The following is a 15649-nucleotide window of genomic DNA, read 5'->3' on the forward strand; positions in this document are numbered from 1 at the left end:
GGCGATTGAGGAGCGGCCCGCAGGGCGTCACGGGGGTCTGGGGGCTTGCCCCCAGTTCCGGGAAGGGGCGGGGTGGGGAAAATCTCGCTCCGCGCGGCGTACCCGCGCCGCTGGCCCGGGGCCCGGCCCTTCGGACGGCCTGCGGGGCGCCCGAAGGAATCAGAAGCCGTGACGCGCGCCGCCGTCGATCGGCAGCATGATGCCCGTCAAGTACGACGCCGCCGGCGACAGCAGGAACGCCGCCGCCCTGCCGAACTCCTCCGGCCTCCCGTAGCGCCGCAGCGGAATGCGCGACTCGTTGCCCGCACGCGCAGCCTCCGCGTCGCCGGACAGCGCGTCCAGCTGCCGCACCCGGTCCGTGTCGATCCGGGCCGGCAGGAGGCCCACCACCCGGATGCCCCGCGGGCCCAAGTCGTCGGCGAGCGACTTCGCGAAGCCCGCCAGGCCCGGCCGCAGGCCGTTGGAGATGGTGAGGCCGTGGATCGGTTCGTGGACCGAGCCGGAGAGCACGAAGCCGATGACGCCGCCCTCGGAGAGCTCCGCCGCCGCCGCACGGGCCAGCCGTACCGCCCCGAGGAAGACGGATTCGAAAGCCGCCTGCCACTGCTCGTCCGTGTTCTCGGCGGCGACGCCCGGCGCCGGGCCGCCGACGCTGATGAGGATGCCGTCGAAGCGCCCGAAGTGCGCCCGGGCGGCGCCGATCAGGCGCTCCGCCGACGCCGGGTCCGCATTGTCGGCGGCGACACCGACCGCGTTCGGCCCGAGCTCCGCCGCGGCGTCGGCCACCGCCTTCTCGTCCCGGCCGCTCACGACGACCTTCGCGCCGTCTGCCGTCAACTGCCGCGCCGAGGCGAAGCCGAGCCCGCGACTGGCTCCGGTGACGACGTACACCCGGTCCTTCAGTTCAAGATCCATGGGGCCACCCTGCCGCCTCTTCCCCGCCGAGAGCGAGCGCGGACCCCACAAGTCCGATATGACTGAATGCCTGGGGGAAGTTGCCGAGCTGCCGCCCGGTGGCCGGGTCGTACTCCTCGGCGAGCAGCCCCACGTCGTTGCGCAGCGTCAGCAGCCGCTCGAAGAGCTCCCGGGCCTCCTTCGCGCGCCCCGTCAGCCGCAGCGCGTCGACGAGCCAGAACGAGCAGGCCAGAAACGTTCCCTCGTCGCCGGGCAGACCGTCCACCGTGAGGCCGTCCGCGCTGTAGCGGCGGATGAAGCCGCCACGGCTCAGCTCGGTCTGCACCGCGTCGACCGTCCCCACGACCCGCGGATCGTCCGGCGGTAGGAAGCCGACGCGGGGGATGAGGAGCGTGGCGGCGTCGAGCTCCCTCGAACCGTAGTACTGCGTGAAGGTGTTGCGCTCGGGGTCGTACCCCTTCTCGCAGACCTCCCGGTGCACCTCGTCGCGCATTGCCCGCCACCGGTCCGCGTCGCCGTGCAGCGTCGGGTCGTCCTCCAGGGCGTGTACGGCGCGGTCGGCCGCGACCCACGCCATCACCTTGGAGTGCACGAAGTGCCGGCGCGGCCCCCGTACCTCCCACAGGCCCTCGTCCGGCTCGCGCCAGTTGGACTCCAGGAAGCCGAGCAGGCTGAGCTGAAGGTTCCAGGCGTGCGGTTTCGGGCGCAGACCCCAGGCCCTGGCCAGATGGAGGGTGTCGATGACCTCTCCGTACACGTCGAGCTGGAGCTGTTTGACGGCCGCGTTGCCGGTACGGACCGGCTTGGACCCCTCGTACCCGCTCAGCCACGGCAGTTCCGTCTCGGGCAGCCGCCGCTCGCCGGCGAGGCCGTACATGATCTGGAGGTCGGCCGGGTCGCCCGCGACCGCCCGCAGCAGCCAGTCGCGCCAGGCCGCCGCCTCGTCGATGTAGCCGGCGGCGACGAGGGCGCCGAGGGTGAGGGTGGCGTCGCGCAGCCAGCAGTAGCGGTAGTCCCAGTTGCGTACGCCGCCGATCTCCTCCGGGAGTGAGGTGGTGGGGGAGGCGACGATGCCGCCGGTCGGGGCGTACGTGAGTGCCTTGAGGGTGATCAGCGAGCGCACCACGGCCTCGCGGTAGGGGCCTTCGTAGCAGCACAGGGCTGCCCAGTCCTCCCAGTCCTGGAGGCTGTGTTCCAGTCCCTCGTACGGGTCGGTGAAGGTCGGCTGCGGCTCGTGCGACGGATGCCAAGTCAGGACGAATGCCACCTTTTCGCCCTTGGCTACGGTGAAGGACGAGAAGGTGGTGTACTGCTGGCCCCAGCTCTTCACCCGGTCCACGGGATCACAGCGCAGCCAGGCGGCGTCGGGGCCCGCGACGGCGACCCGGTGGCCGGTCGTACGCCGCATCCACGGCACGATGTTGCCGTAGTCGAAGCGCAGCCGGAGCGTGGAGCGCATCGTCACCTCGCCGGAGAGACCATCCACGATCCGTACGACATCGGGGGCCTTGTCGCGCTGCGGCATGAAGTCGGTGACCTTGACCTTGCCGGAGCGGGTCTCCCAGACCGAGTCCAGGATGAGGCTGTTGCCGCGGTACGAGCGCCGCGAGCAGGCGCCCGCGCCCGCGGGGGCCATGCGCCAGTGGCCGTTCTCCTCGTCACCGAGCAGCGCGGCGAAGCACGCGGCCGAGTCGAAGCGGGGCAGGCAGAGCCAGTCGATGGAACCGTCTTTGCCGACCAGGGCCGCGGTCTGGAGGTCCCCGATGAGCGCGTAGTCCTCGATGCGTTGGGTCACGCAGACTCGTGTTCCCGCACTGGCGTGGCATTAAGCCGCCATGGGCGGTGGCGGTGCCGGCGGCCGGTGGCGCGACGGGTCAGGCGTCTGCCGTGGCAGGTTCCGCCGACGCCGCGTCGAGGGTCCCGGCGGCCTCCGCGCGGTCGCGCAGTTCGCGGCGTACGAGAACGACCCAGCCGAACGGAACCGCGCCGGCGAACAGCCACCACTGCACGGCGTATGCCATGTGCGGGCCGATGGAGTCGGCGTCGGGATCGGGCACGAGCTCCGGCTTCGGGCCCGCGGGGACGGGCTCGATCTGCTCGATGTAGCCGCCGAGGACGGGCCGCGCGAGCGTCTTCGCCTGCTGCTCGCTGTTGATCAGCATGACCTGCCGGGGCGGCAGACCGCTCAGGTCCTTGATGCCGCTGCCCGCCGTCGTCTCGTCGGCCTTGAGGCGTCCGGTGACGGTGACTTCGCCCTTGGGGGCGGCCGGGATCTCGGGGAACGCCTGCTGGTCGGCGTCGAAGGGGATCCAGCCCCGGTTGACGAGAACGGCGCGGCCGTCGTTCATGACCAGCGGGGTGAGGACGTGGTGGCCGACCTTGTCGTCGGCGTTGGTCCTGCGGCGTACGACGACTTCGCGCGCGGTGTCGTACGTGCCGGTGGCGGTCACCCGGCGCCAGTAGTCGGCGCGCGGGACGGTGTGTCCGGGGGAGGTGATGTCGCCGACGGGGAGGGGCTTCGCCCTGAGGTTTCCGGAGATCAGCTTGTTCTGCGCGACCCGGTGCTCGTGGCGATGCAGCTGCCAGAAGCCCAGCTCGACCATGGTGGGAATGAGGACGAGCATCAGGAGGGTGAGGATCACCCACTGCCGGGACAACAGGAAGCGGTACACGTCCCTGACGTTACCTGGCGCGCGGTGATCCCCGGCGGGTGGGTCCGAGTGGCGGCCCGCCGGGGGCTGTGCCTCGAATCCCGCGGATCAGACCTTGTCGACGATGCCTACCTTCCCTTCCGCGCGTGCGCAGTGAGCGCCGCAGAACCAGCGGCCCTCGACCTCCACGCCCTGGCCGAGGATCTGGACCCTGCAGTGCTCGCAGATGGGTGCCATCCGGTGGATGGCGCAGGCGAAGCAGTCGAAGATGTGCACCGCGCCCTGCGCGTGCACTTCGAACGACATGCCGTAATCATTTCCGCAAACCTCACAACGTGCCATGCGCCACAGGGTGGGACCGCGGGCGGCGCAGGGCGAGCGGTCGGCGGGCGAGTCGCCGCCAATCACCCGTCTGCCGGAGACACGTCCCGCACCAGCTGGGTGAAGGCGGCCTCGTCGACGACGGGGGTGCCGAAGGACTTGGCCTTGACGGTTTTGGACGTGGCCGAGTCGGGGTCGTTGGTCACGAGCAGACTCGTGAGCCGCGACACGCTCGTCGCGATGTGCAGTCCCGCTTCGACCGCCCGGTCCTCCAGCAGTTCCCGGTCCACGGACGTATCACCTGAAAACGCCACACGCATGCCCTGCTTGAGTAGTTTGCCCGGTTCGTACCGCCCCGGGTTCGGGTACGGGCACGCCGGCCGCTTGCGCGACGGTCGCCAGCTCCCGCCGCCCCCGCCCCGGTACGACGCCTGGTGGCCCACCCGCGGCGTCGCGGGCGAGTCCGACCACTCGGTGAGCGGCAGGCATTCGAGCAGCGGCAGTCGTACGCCGCCCTGTGCGGCCGCGTGCAGGCTCGGGCGGAACGCCTCGGCCAGCACACGCGCGTCGTCGAGCGCGTGGTGCGCACGCTGCTGTACGACGCCGAAGTGCGCGGCCAGCGACTCCAGCTTGTGGTTGGGCAGGGGCAGTCGAAGCTCCTTGGAGAGCGCGATGGTGCACAGCCGCTGCTGGACGGGCGCGGTGCGCTGGGCGCGTGCGTACTCCCGGGCGATCATCGACCAGTCGAACATGGCGTTGTGCGCGACGAGCACCCGGCCGTCGAGCCGCTCGGAAAACTCGGCCGCGATGTCCGGGAACAGCGGGGCGTCCACGAGCACATCGCCGGTGAGGCCGTGGATCCAGACGGGGCCGGGATCGCGCTCGGGGTTGACCAGCGTGTACCAGTGGTCCTCGACGTCTCCCCGGTAGTCCAGCCGGTAGACGGCGGCGGAGATTATCCGGTCGTCCCGCGCGAGTCCGGTGGTCTCCACGTCGACGACCGCGTACCCCTTCGGGTAGGCGGTCGGCCACGGCGCTGCTGTCGCCGCTGTCGGTGCTGTCGGCTGGTCTTCGAGCATGGTCACTGAGGATACGGGCCCCCACTGACAGCCCTGTCCGCCCGGGTGAGCAGACCGTCCACGAGAGCTCTCACGGAATTGACGAAGAGGCGTTCGGGATCGGCGGGCCGGGCGAGGGCCGGGTCGTGTTCCGCGCTCTCGGCGTCCCACAGGTCCTCCTCGCCCGGGTGCTGTACGGGGGCGCGTTCGCGGTTGCGCTCGACGAGGACGTACCCGACGACCTGGAACTGGACGGCGCGTACGGCCTCCGCCGCCCGCGCGCCGCGCAGCCCCGCCGCGTGCACCTCGTGGACGAGGGTCTGCTGGGCCGGCAGGAACATCCGCTCGGTGAGGCCGCGTTCGTGGACCATCGCGATCAGGTGGGGGCGCCCGCGCAACTCCCGGCGCAGGCCCCGGGCCACGGAGACGATGCGGGCGGCCGGGGTGCGGCCGCTGGGGCGGATGGCGCCCATCTCCTCGATGGTCCGCTCGACGAGGGCGTCGAGGAGCGACTCGCGGTTGCCGACGTGCCAGTAGATCGAGGTGACCGCCGTACCGAGCTCGGCGGCGAGCTTGCGCATGGTGAGGGAGGCGGGGCCGTGCTGTTTGACGAGAGCCGTGGCGGCCTCCAGGACCTCGTCGCGGGTCAGGGCGGTGCGTGGCATGGAGCCCCCAATTCTCGTGCGTGCAAGCCTATTTACCCTTCATCGCCCTCGGTGTAACTGTGTTACAGACTACCGGGCTGCAGGCTGCCGACGAGAGCGGAAGCGAAAGGCGGTACGACATGGCACGCGTACGGTACGGCGCGCGGACCGAGGCCGAGATCACGGCGGCGCGCGAATCGGTCTCCAGGCTCCCCGACATCTGGTCCACCGGTGTGGTGGCCCTGTGGGAGAGCGACCCGGACGCGGTGGCGGCCGTACTGCCGCCGCCGCTCAAGCCCGCCGAGCGGCCGCTCGTACGGGCCAACATCAGCAAGGTCGACCTGCCCGGCTACCCGCTGGGCGCCGGTTCGGTGGCGGTCGGGGCCGTCCACGACGGGGTCACCGGCTGGTACCCCCTCGTCATGCCGATGACCCACGAACGGGCCCTGATCGGCGGACGCGAGGTCTTCGGAGAGCCGAAGAAGCTGGGCGAGGTGACCGTCGACCGCGACGGCCTGGTCGTACGGGCGGCACTCGCCCGGCACGGCATCGCCTTCGTCGAGGTGCGGGGCGCGGTGGAAGGCCCGCTGCCGCTGCCTGAACCGGCGGAGAAGGTCGACTTCTACTTCAAGTTCCTGCCGGCGGTGGACGGCCGTGGCTTCGACGCCGACCCGGTCCTCGTGCACTGCGTCCGCAACGAGAAGGTGCGCAAGCTGGAGCGGATCACGGGCGACGTGGTGCTGCGCGAGTCGGTGTACGACCCGGTCGCGGATCTGCCCGTACGCCGCGTCGTGGAGATCACCATCGGCGAGAAGACCACCGACCAGAAGGGCAGGGTGGTGGAGCGGGTGAGCGCACAGGCCCTGCTCCCGTACATCCACCAGCGCTACGACGACCCGCAGCAGATCCTCGACGGTCCGCCGGAAGGGAGCGCCGCTTGATGCGGTTGCGGGAAGGGCAGGTCGCCGTGGTCACGGGCGCGGCGAGCGGTATCGGGCTGGCGATGGTCCGGCGGTTCGCGGCGGAGGGGCTCAAGGTCGTACTCGCCGACGTGGAGGAGGGCGCGCTGGAGAAGGCCGCCGCCGAACTCCGGGCGCAGGGCGTGCAGGTGCTCGCGCGTGTCACCGACGTCAGCGAGCGCGATGACGTCACCGCGCTCGCGGACGCGGCGTACGACACCTTCGGCGCGGTGCACGTGCTGTGCAACAACGCGGGGGTCGGCTCGGGCGCGGAGGGCCGCATGTGGGAGCACGAGGTGAACGACTGGAAATGGGCGTTCGCGGTGAACGTGTGGGGCGTGTTCCACGGCATCCAGGCGTTCGTTCCCCGGATGCTCGCGGGCGGCGAACCCGGGCACGTCGTCAACACGTCCTCGGGCGACGGCGGAATAGCCCCGCTGCCGACCGCGTCCGTGTACGCCGTCACCAAGGCGGCCGTCGTGACGATGACCGAGTCGCTGTACGCACATTTGCGGGCGGAGAGCGTTCCCGTGAGCACTTCGGTGCTGTTCCCCGGACCGCACATGCTCCGCACGGGGCTGTGGGAGTCGCACCGGAACCGGCCGTCGCGCTACGCGAAGGAACGGCCGCGCAGGACGCCGTACCGCAGCCTCGGGCAATGGGAGACGGCGATGAAGGCGGCGGGGCACGAGATCGAGTTCACGCCGGTCGAGGACGTCGCCGAGACCGTCGTGGAGGGGATCACCGCAGACCGTTTCTGGATGCTGCCGGCGAGCGAGCACAGCGACCGGCAGATCCGCGCGAGGGCGCGGTCGATGCTCGACCGTGCCAATCCGTCGTATCTGGAGAGCTTCATTCTCGACTGAGGACATCTGAGGACATCTGATGACAGACCCGTACCTGATCATCTCCTCCGACTGCCACGCCGGTCTGCCGACCGAGCAGTACCGGCCCTACCTGGACAGCGCCTTCCACCGCGACTTCGACGAATTCCTCGGGCAGCGCGACGCCCGCCGCGAGGAGATGACGCGTCTCGGCGTACGCAACGAAGCCTTCGCCGCCAAGTGGTTCCACGACAACGAGGAGGGGCTGCGTGGCGGCTGGGACACGGCCCAGCGCCTCAAGGAGCTCGACGGCGACGGGGTGGCCGCCGAGGTCGTATTCCCCGACGCCGACGCCGACGCCGTCGACAGCCAGACCGCCGCGCCCTTCGGCGTCGGCCTCGGCCTCTCCGGCGACCAGGACCCGGCCCTGGGCATGGCGGGCGCGCGGGCGCACAACCGGTGGCTCGCCGAATTCGTCTCCCAGAACCCCGAACGGCACTGCGGCGTAGCGCTCCTGCCCATCACGGGCGAGGTGGAGCAGGTCGTCGCAGAGATCCACCGGGCCAAGGAGTCCGGGCTCGGCGCGCTGATGATCCCCTCGATGTGGGTCGACAGGCCGCCGTACCACGACCGCCGTTACGACCCGGTATGGGCGGCGGCGGCTGAGACACGCATGCCGATCGTGACGCACTCCGGCGCGGCGCCGCGCCACGAATACGGCGACCACCTGGGCATCTACGTCTCCGAGGTCACGTGGTGGCCCGCCAGGCCGCTGTGGTTCCTGCTCTGGTCGGGCGTCTTCGAGCGTCACCCCGGGCTGCGGTTCGGGGTCGCGGAGTCCGGCTGCTGGTGGCTGCCGAACCAGCTGTGGTTCATGGACCGTCTGTACCTGGGCGCGCACGGAGGCAAGAAGCTGTCGCCCTTCGCGGAACTGAAGCGGCCGCCGAGCGAGTACCTGGACCGGCAGGTCTTCATCTGCGCCACCAACACCAAGCGCCGCGAACTCGCCCAGCGCTACGAGATCGGCGTCGACAACATCCTGTGGGGCAGCGACTTCCCGCACCCCGAGGGCACCTGGCCCGACACGCGCGCGTGGCTGAAGCGCACCTTCCACGACATCCCCGTCGCCGAGACCCGCCGCATCCTGGGCCTGGCGGCAGCCGAGGTCTTCGGCTTCGACACGGCGAAGCTCGCCCCGCTCGCCCGGCGCATCGGCCCTACGCCGCAGGAACTGGGCCAGCCGGACGACCAGGGGCCCGTCGAGGCGTCCTGGGCGAGGTCGCGCGAGGTGGGCCGCCACTGGCTGACCGACCACGACTTCCCGCAGCTTGGAGTCTCGCCATGACCGACGACCGCTACACCGTCATCTCCGCCGACTGCCACGCGGGAGCCGATCTCCTCGACTACAAGCCGTACTTGGAGAAGCGGCACCACGACGACTTCGACGCGTGGGCGGCGACGTACGTCAATCCGTACGAGGACCTCCTCGCCGACACCGCCGACCGCAACTGGAACTCCGCGCGCCGCCTGGCCGAGCTGGAGGCGGACGGAATCGTCGCCGAGGTCGTCTTCCCGAACACGATCCCGCCCTTCTTCCCCAGTGCATCGTTGATGGCCCCCGCGCCCACCCGCGAGGAGTACGAGCAACGCTGGGCGGGTCTGCGCGCGCACAACCGCTGGCTGGCGGACTTCTGCGAGGCCGCTCCCGGGCGGCGGGCGGGCGTCGCGCAGATCCTCCTCAACGACGTCGAAGAGGCGGTGCGCGAGATCCGCCGCACCAAGGCGGCAGGTCTCACCGGGGGCATCCTGCTGCCCGGCGCCCCGCCGGGTTCCGGCATACCCGAGCTCTACTCGCAGACGTACGACCCGATCTGGGCCGTGTGCGAGGAGCTGGACGTACCGGTCAATCACCACGGCGGGTCCGCGTCCCCGCCGCTCGGCGACGAGCCGGCCGCCCGCGCCGTCTTCATGGTGGAGACGACATGGTTCTCGCACCGGGCCCTGTGGCACCTGATGTTCGGCGGCGCTTTCCGCCGCCACCCCGGCCTGAGGCTGGTTCTCACGGAACAGGGCTCGGGCTGGATCCCCGGCGTGATCGAGATGCTGGACTACTACCACGCCCGTCTGGTGGCGGCGGCGACCCGCGCGTCCACCGCCGAGTCGAAGTTCGGCGCGGGACTGGCCGCTTCGATGGGCAACAGCCCCAGCGACGTCTGGCGCGACAACTGCTACGTCGGCGCGAGCTTCATGCGCCCGCACGAGGTACCGCTGCGCGACCGGATCGGCCTCGACAAGATCATGTGGGGCAGCGACTATCCGCACGACGAAGGGACGGCGCCGTACTCCCGCGAGGGCCTGCGGATCGCGTACGCCGGTCTGCCGAGGGAGGAGATCGCGGCCATGGTGGGCGGCAACGCGGCCCGTGTGTACGGCTTCGACCTCGGCCTGCTGGACTCCATCGCGGCGAAAGTCGGCCCCACGGTGGGGGAGATCCACGAGCCCCTCACCGAGATCCCGCCCGACGCGACGAGTCCGGCCTTCGCGCCGGGCGGGTCGGTGCGTGTCTGGTGACGGCACGGGTGAGACCCTCCCCGGTGTGACCGACCAGCCCGACGAAACTCATGACGAAGCCCACGGCGGAGCCCTCGGCGCGCGCCTGAACTGGCTGCGCGCCGGGGTGCTCGGAGCGAACGACGGCATCGTCTCGACCGCCGGCATCGTCGTCGGCGTCGCCGGCGCGACGGACGAGCGGTCCGCGCTCCTGACGGCGGGACTCGCCGGACTGCTGGCCGGGTCGATGTCGATGGCGGCGGGGGAGTACGTATCGGTCTCGACGCAGCGCGACTCGGAGGAGGCGGCGCTGGCGGAGGAGAAGCGGGAGCTGCGGGAGCAGCCGGAGGAGGAACTGGCGGAGCTGACCGAACTGCTGGCCGCGCGTGGCCTGTCCGAGGAGGTGGCCCGCGAGGCGGCCCAGCAGCTCACCGAACGCGACGCGCTGCGCGCGCACGCGCGCGTGGAGCTCGGCATCGACCCCGAGGACCTGACCAACCCCTGGCACGCGGCGGCCGCCAGCTTCGTCGCCTTCACGGTGGGTGCCCTGCTCCCACTCCTGGCGATCGTCCTCCCACCCCCGTCCTGGCGACTCCTGGTCACGGTCGTCTCGGTCCTGATCGCCCTGGCCCTGACGGGCTGGAGCAGCGCCAGGCTGGGCGCTGCGCCGCCGAAGCCGGCTGTGCTGCGGAACATGGCGGGCGGGGCGCTGGCGATGGCTGTGACGTACGGGGCGGGGTCGCTGTTGGGGGCGGCGGGGGTCTAGCGGTTGTGCAAGAGCCGCCCCCGTGGGAAGAGCGTGGTTCCGCGCACTGTCGTACCGAGGTACGTGTGGACTGTCAGCTGCTCCAAATCTGCGAGCGGAGTCAGATCGAGGGGACCGCCGCAGTCGCTGAGTCGCAAGCGGGTCAGATGGGGCAGGTCTCGCAGAGGCTCGAGGCCAGAGACGAGCTCGCACGTGCCGAGGAGCAGTTCTCTAAGTTCTTGATGGCGGACAACGGTGGAGAGGTCGAGGGCCGATTGTTCTCTGAGTGACAGACCGGTCAGTTGTGAGGAGTGACGCTGCCGGGCCAGTTGGCCGGCCTGCTCGTCCCCCACGATCGTCAGGTCCCTCAGGGCGGGCCAGCGTTCCAGCCCGTCGAGGCGCAGAACCCGAGACTCACCGAGCAAGTAGAGGTGTGTGAGTCCGGCACCGGCCGGGATGTCACCGACCCTCGCCTCCTGCGGAGGGAAGTCAAGCCCCAGGACGCGCAATTCGGGCAGTTCGGCGAGGGGTGCCAAGGACAGGCCTTCGGCGAGCCGGTAGAGATACAGCTGACGGAGTGGCAGGCCGGGCAGCGGCCCGAGCGCTCTGACCGACGGACAGGTGTCGAAGCCCAGCGACTTCAGCTGACGCAGTGCGGACAGCGGAGACAGATCGCACAGTCCGGGATCCTGGTGGAAGAACAAGCTCTCCAACGACGTGTGGTCAGTGATTTCGGAGGGGATCCCGTGCGGACCTTCGAGGCGGACCCAGGTGAGGTGATGCAGACCAGGAAGCTCAGCCACTTGCTCCCGTGTGCGGACCTTCAGATAGGTTCGCGGCAGCGCGGCGCCCGAAAGCACCCTCTCCGCGTACTCCCTCGTGTCGAACGCGTCCCAGTGCTTGGACACTTCGAAGGCCACGCGGAAGCGTGTGTCCGCGCGGAATCGGGTGATGACCTCCAGCGCCGCATCACCCCCGATCAGCCCCGCTGTCCGTACGACTGCCTGGGCGCACCACTCGTCCAACCCCTCCGGCCCCGACAGCAGCTCCAGCACCAGCTCACCCACCTTGGCGAGCTCCTCCGCCTCATCGAGATTCTTCGGCGGCAGCAACTCCTCCGTCCGCGCCTGCACATCCCCCCGTACCGCCGGATCCAGCTCCGGCGCATGCTCCAGACACGCAGCCGCCAGCAGCACCAGCCGGTGCCGCCACCGCTTGGCCTTGTCCGCGCGGCGCAGCAACTGCCGTAGCAGTCTCGCTCGTTCCTCCGCGCGCGCGTGCCCGACCGCCATCTGCACGACGTCGTCCCACTGGTCGTCGTGCGCGTTCTGTACGAGCACCCCGAAGTCCCGCGCCTCCACCGCCGCCTTCGCGCCCAGGTAGTCCTGGAAGGTGCGGTGTACGAAGTTCACGGCGCCCAGCGACGGTTCGCGCAGCAGACCGCTCCGGATCAGCAGATGCGAGAAAACCTGCTGCGGCGTGCCCCGCACCTGCGGCATCGCGGCCAGCCACTCCGCGACCATCTCCACGGCATCGGGGATCTCCGCCTCGACCTGGCCGTTGCGGATGAGCCAGTACGCGAGCCGCTGGAGCAGCGCCGTCTGCTCCTCGCGGGTGAGATCGACGCCCTCGACACCCACGATCTCCCGCTCGGTGTCCCGTCGTACGAGCAGCATGTCCAGCGCCGCGTCGTACAGCTCCTTCCGCGCGCGCGGGAGCTGCATCCGGCGGTCCCGGTTCAGGGCGCACAGCACCGCGCACATCAGCGGGTTGGTCGCCAGCCGCCCCAGGTCACGGCGCGTAGTGACCGCCTTGACGAGCGACTTCTCGTACGTGTCGAGGAGTTCCCGTTCCGCGTCGGACAGGCACTCACGCCGCGCCGAGTCGTGCCAGTGCGCGACGAACGCCCGGATGTCCTCCCGGTCCATCGGCAGCAGCGAATGCGCGACGAACCCCTGGCCCGCCAGCCAGTCTTCCGGCACCGCAGACGGTCGCGTCGTCACGACGTACCGCGCCTGCGGGAACGCCGCGATCAGGGCTTTGAGCCAAGCCTCCGTACGGCTCCGCAACCGCATCGGCACCTCGTCCACGCCGTCGACGAGAACCAGCGCCCGTCCCTCCGTCAGCAGCGACTCCGCCCACCCGGCGGGTGCGTCCAGCGGAACCCCGGTCGCCCGCAAGAAGTCACCCGGCAGAGGTAGGGCTTCGGACGAGGTGAAGGCCCGCAGCCGCAACACGAATGGCACGCACCTGTTCCAGTCGTCGAGCTCCCGACCGAAGCTGCGCCGCGCCGCGTTCAGCGCCAGCCACTGCACCAGCGTGCTCTTGCCTGCCCCGGCGGGTCCCCGCAGCAACAGCCGGTCCGTACTGTCCAGCGCCTGCTCGGCCTTGACCGTGCCCTGCGCCGCCCATGGCCCCATGGCATCGGCCCGGGGACCGCCGTCCCCACTCACCGCGAGACTGATGTACGCCGTGTCCAGCGGCCACTCACTACTCGACCGGCCCAGCGTCAGCCCGAACAGCTCCAGCCGCCCGTGCGTCCCCGCCACGAAGTCCGCGTACCGGTGCTCGAAGGCCAGTGCTTCTGCGTCCGGACGCGGCCCCATCCTCGCCCGTACGTCGTCCACCAGCTCCCGCGTACGTCCGGCCGCCCGCGTCTGTTCCACGGCCGCCCGCGCCGGGAAGTGCGGGTGTGCCGTCAGTTGCTCGACCAGATGCGCGCAGCACAGGCCGAGCAGCTCGCCGTACAGGTCCTCGGCCCGCGAGCCCAACCCGGCCACCGGCCGTCGCAGTTCGGCCGCCAGCCGCACCGGGTCCAGGTCCAGCGCGAACAGCCGCTCGGGGCCGATTTCGCCCGCCGCCTCGAACGCGTCCCGTACCGCGTCCGCCGCCGCCAGCCGCTCCGCCTCCGGCAGTCCGGCGTACGACGACTCCGACAGCCGCCGCCCCAACACCTTCGCCAGCCTCTCCGGGCTCGCCGGGCGCGGCAGCGCGCGGACCGGGGCGATGACCAGGCCCGCTCCGGGGCGCGGGATCAGGAGGGATTTGGCCGCCGCGCCGACGACCGTTCCCGCGAGCCGGGCGAGGACTAATTCGAGACCCTGCAACGGTGTTCCTCCCGGCGTACGTCTCGGCGGACATCACATCGTATGCCGAATGGCCTGACCGGGGCGGCTGGCAGATCGTCTTACGTACTTGTGGGTAACAACCCCTAGCCGAGCGCTCACCTGCACCTCTATCGTGCGGGCATGCCGAACCTGCCCGATGTCGTGCTGTGGTCGATACCCGCCTTCATACTGCTCACCGTGCTCGAAATCGTGAGCTACCGCCTCCATCCCGACGAGGACGCCGCCGGGTACGAGACCAAGGACGTCGTCACCAGCGTCAGCATGGGGCTCGGCAGTATCGCGTTCGATCTGCTATGGAAGATCCCGATTGTCGCGATCTACATGGCGGTGTACGAGCTGACACCCGCCCGCGTCCCCCTCCTCTGGTGGACGATCCCGCTGATGCTGCTCGCGCAGGACTTCTTCTACTACTGGTCCCACCGCGGCCACCACGTCATCCGCATCCTCTGGGCCTGCCACGTCGTCCACCACTCCAGCCGCAAGTTCAACCTCACCACCGCCCTGCGCCAGCCCTGGACGACACTCACCGTCTGGCCGTTCTACCTGCCGCTGATCGCGTGCGGCGTGCACCCGGCCGCGCTCGCCTTCTGCTCGTCCGTGAACCTCGTCTACCAGTTCTGGGTGCACACCGAGCGGGTCGACAAGCTGCCGCGCCCCTTCGAGTACGTCCTGAACACGCCGTCCCACCACCGCGTCCACCACGCCTCCCAGGGCGGCTACCTGGACCGCAACTTCGGCGGCATCCTGATCCTCTGGGACCGCCTCTTCGGCTCCTTCGCGGCCGAGACCGAGCGGCCCGTCTTCGGCCTGACGAAGAACATCAGCACCTACAACCCGCTGCGCGTCGCCACCCACGAGTACGCCGCCATCGCCCGCGACGTACGCGCGGCCACCACCTGGCGCGAGCGCGCGGGCCGGATCTTCCGCGGCCCGGGCTGGCAGCCGCGCCGCCCGGCGGAGCCGGGAGTGACCGGGCAGACGCGGGAAGCCGCCACGGGAAACGCTGCGTGAGCGCCGCAACCGGATGGGCAAGAGGGCTCCTCGTCGCCTTCGCCGTCGCGGTCCTCGCCGACCTCGGCTCGCTCATCGCCGGAGCCGATCTCGGCCACGTGATCGCCAAGCCACTGCTGATGCCGCTGCTCGCTGCGTACGCGGCCGTGCGCGGCGCACCGCGCCTGATTGTCGTCGCGCTGCTCTTCGGCTGGGGCGGCGATGTGTTCCTGCTCGCCGACGCGGACTGGGCGTTCCTGGTCGGCATGGGGTGCTTCGCCGCCGGACACGTCTGCTACCTCGCGCTGTTCGGACGTAGCGGACGCAGCAGTCGTACGTCCAAAGTCCTCGGCGCCGGGTACGCCGTCGCACTCCTGGCCACCGTCGTCCTCCTGTGGCCCGACCTCCCCGCCGAACTGCGCATCCCGGTCGCCGGATACAGCCTGCTGCTCACCGCCATGGCCTGGCGAGCGAGCGGCCTCGGTCTGTACGCCGGACTCGGCGGCGCACTCTTTCTGCTCTCCGACACCCTCATCGCCACCGGCGTCGCCGAGTGGCCCCAGCTGCCCGCGCCCGACTTCTGGATCATGATCACCTACGCGGCCGCGCAGTATCTGCTGGTCAGAGGGGTGCTGGGGCGGCGGCCGGAGGCCCCGGCCGCCTCGTCGGCGTACCGTGAAGGCCGCACAACCGGTACAACCACCGTCTGAGCACCAGGCGTTCAGGCGCCGCACGACACATGCGAACGGGCCGCCCGGATGGAGACCGGGCGGCCCGCGACGCACACGTACCGCCTACTTCTTCGTCACGGCGTCCAGCGCGTCGGCGATGCCGACCCCGTAGAAGCCGTTGTAGTTCTTACCG

The 15649-nt window shown here is 70.6% G+C and carries 14 protein-coding genes; 7 read left to right on the forward strand and 7 right to left on the reverse strand.

The features are described 5' to 3' along the window. Nucleotides 1–159: 159 nt before the first annotated feature. The 6 genes from J7E96_RS16295 to J7E96_RS16320 form a co-directional block, all read right to left on the reverse strand. Nucleotides 160–915 (reverse strand): SDR family oxidoreductase, encoded by a 756-nt coding sequence (locus tag J7E96_RS16295; protein WP_215132080.1) that lies wholly within the window; start codon nt 913–915, stop codon nt 160–162. Next, nucleotides 905–2710: a glycoside hydrolase family 15 protein gene (locus J7E96_RS16300; RefSeq protein ID WP_215132082.1), complete on the reverse strand. Its 1806-nt coding sequence runs from the start codon at nt 2708–2710 to the stop codon at nt 905–907. The genes J7E96_RS16295 and J7E96_RS16300 overlap by 11 nt, the downstream gene beginning before the upstream one ends. A gap of 79 nt (nt 2711–2789) precedes the next feature. Next, nucleotides 2790–3587 (reverse strand): SURF1 family protein, encoded by a 798-nt coding sequence (locus J7E96_RS16305; RefSeq protein ID WP_215132084.1) that lies wholly within the window; start codon nt 3585–3587, stop codon nt 2790–2792. Between the two features lie 87 nt (nt 3588–3674). Then, nucleotides 3675–3908 carry a hypothetical protein gene (locus tag J7E96_RS16310; RefSeq protein ID WP_215132086.1) on the reverse strand — a complete coding sequence of 78 codons (234 nt, stop codon included), beginning with the start codon at nt 3906–3908 and terminating at the stop codon, nt 3675–3677. A 62-nt stretch (nt 3909–3970) separates the two neighbouring features. Then, nucleotides 3971–4966 carry a DEDDh family exonuclease gene (locus J7E96_RS16315; RefSeq protein WP_251069993.1) on the reverse strand — a complete coding sequence of 332 codons (996 nt, stop codon included), beginning with the start codon at nt 4964–4966 and terminating at the stop codon, nt 3971–3973. A 2-nt stretch (nt 4967–4968) separates the two neighbouring features. Continuing rightward, entirely contained in the window at nt 4969–5610 is a 642-nt protein-coding gene (locus tag J7E96_RS16320; protein ID WP_215132090.1) for a TetR/AcrR family transcriptional regulator, read from the reverse strand. 119 nt (nt 5611–5729) lie between these two features. On the opposite strand from J7E96_RS16320, the gene J7E96_RS16325 reads away from it, so the two are divergent. Genes J7E96_RS16325 through J7E96_RS16345 form a run of 5 tightly spaced genes read left to right on the forward strand, consistent with a single transcriptional unit; the run spans nt 5730 to nt 10688 of the window. Continuing rightward, entirely contained in the window at nt 5730–6530 is an 801-nt protein-coding gene (locus J7E96_RS16325; RefSeq protein WP_215132092.1) for an acetoacetate decarboxylase family protein, read from the forward strand. Further along, nucleotides 6530–7414, forward strand: a complete 885-nt coding sequence (locus J7E96_RS16330) for an SDR family NAD(P)-dependent oxidoreductase (protein ID WP_215132094.1) — start codon at nt 6530–6532, stop codon at nt 7412–7414. The genes J7E96_RS16325 and J7E96_RS16330 overlap by 1 nt, the downstream gene beginning before the upstream one ends. 19 nt (nt 7415–7433) lie before the next feature. Next, entirely contained in the window at nt 7434–8717 is a 1284-nt protein-coding gene (locus tag J7E96_RS16335; RefSeq protein WP_215132096.1) for an amidohydrolase family protein, read from the forward strand. Then, complete coding sequence (locus J7E96_RS16340) at nt 8714–9943, forward strand: amidohydrolase family protein (RefSeq protein ID WP_215132098.1); 1230 nt, start codon at nt 8714–8716, stop codon at nt 9941–9943. Before J7E96_RS16335 ends, J7E96_RS16340 begins: the two co-directional genes overlap by 4 nt. Before the next feature lie 25 nt (nt 9944–9968). Next, entirely contained in the window at nt 9969–10688 is a 720-nt protein-coding gene (locus J7E96_RS16345; RefSeq protein ID WP_215132100.1) for a VIT family protein, read from the forward strand. Here the strand turns inward: J7E96_RS16345 and J7E96_RS16350 are convergent. Then, the gene (locus tag J7E96_RS16350) at nt 10685–13774 is read right to left on the reverse strand and encodes an NACHT domain-containing NTPase (protein ID WP_215132103.1); all 3090 of its coding nucleotides are present in this window, start codon (nt 13772–13774) and stop codon (nt 10685–10687) included. The genes J7E96_RS16345 and J7E96_RS16350 overlap by 4 nt on opposite strands. 141 nt (nt 13775–13915) lie before the next feature. On the opposite strand from J7E96_RS16350, the gene J7E96_RS16355 reads away from it, so the two are divergent. Then, nucleotides 13916–14806: a sterol desaturase family protein gene (locus tag J7E96_RS16355; RefSeq protein WP_215132104.1), complete on the forward strand. Its 891-nt coding sequence runs from the start codon at nt 13916–13918 to the stop codon at nt 14804–14806. Further along, nucleotides 14803–15495, forward strand: a complete 693-nt coding sequence (locus J7E96_RS16360; protein ID WP_215132106.1) for a lysoplasmalogenase — start codon at nt 14803–14805, stop codon at nt 15493–15495. The genes J7E96_RS16355 and J7E96_RS16360 overlap by 4 nt, the downstream gene beginning before the upstream one ends. The last annotated feature ends 154 nt before the right edge of the window (nt 15496–15649 follow it).

Source organism: Streptomyces sp. ISL-96, assembly GCF_018614035.1.
Taxonomy (GTDB): domain Bacteria; phylum Actinomycetota; class Actinomycetes; order Streptomycetales; family Streptomycetaceae; genus Streptomyces.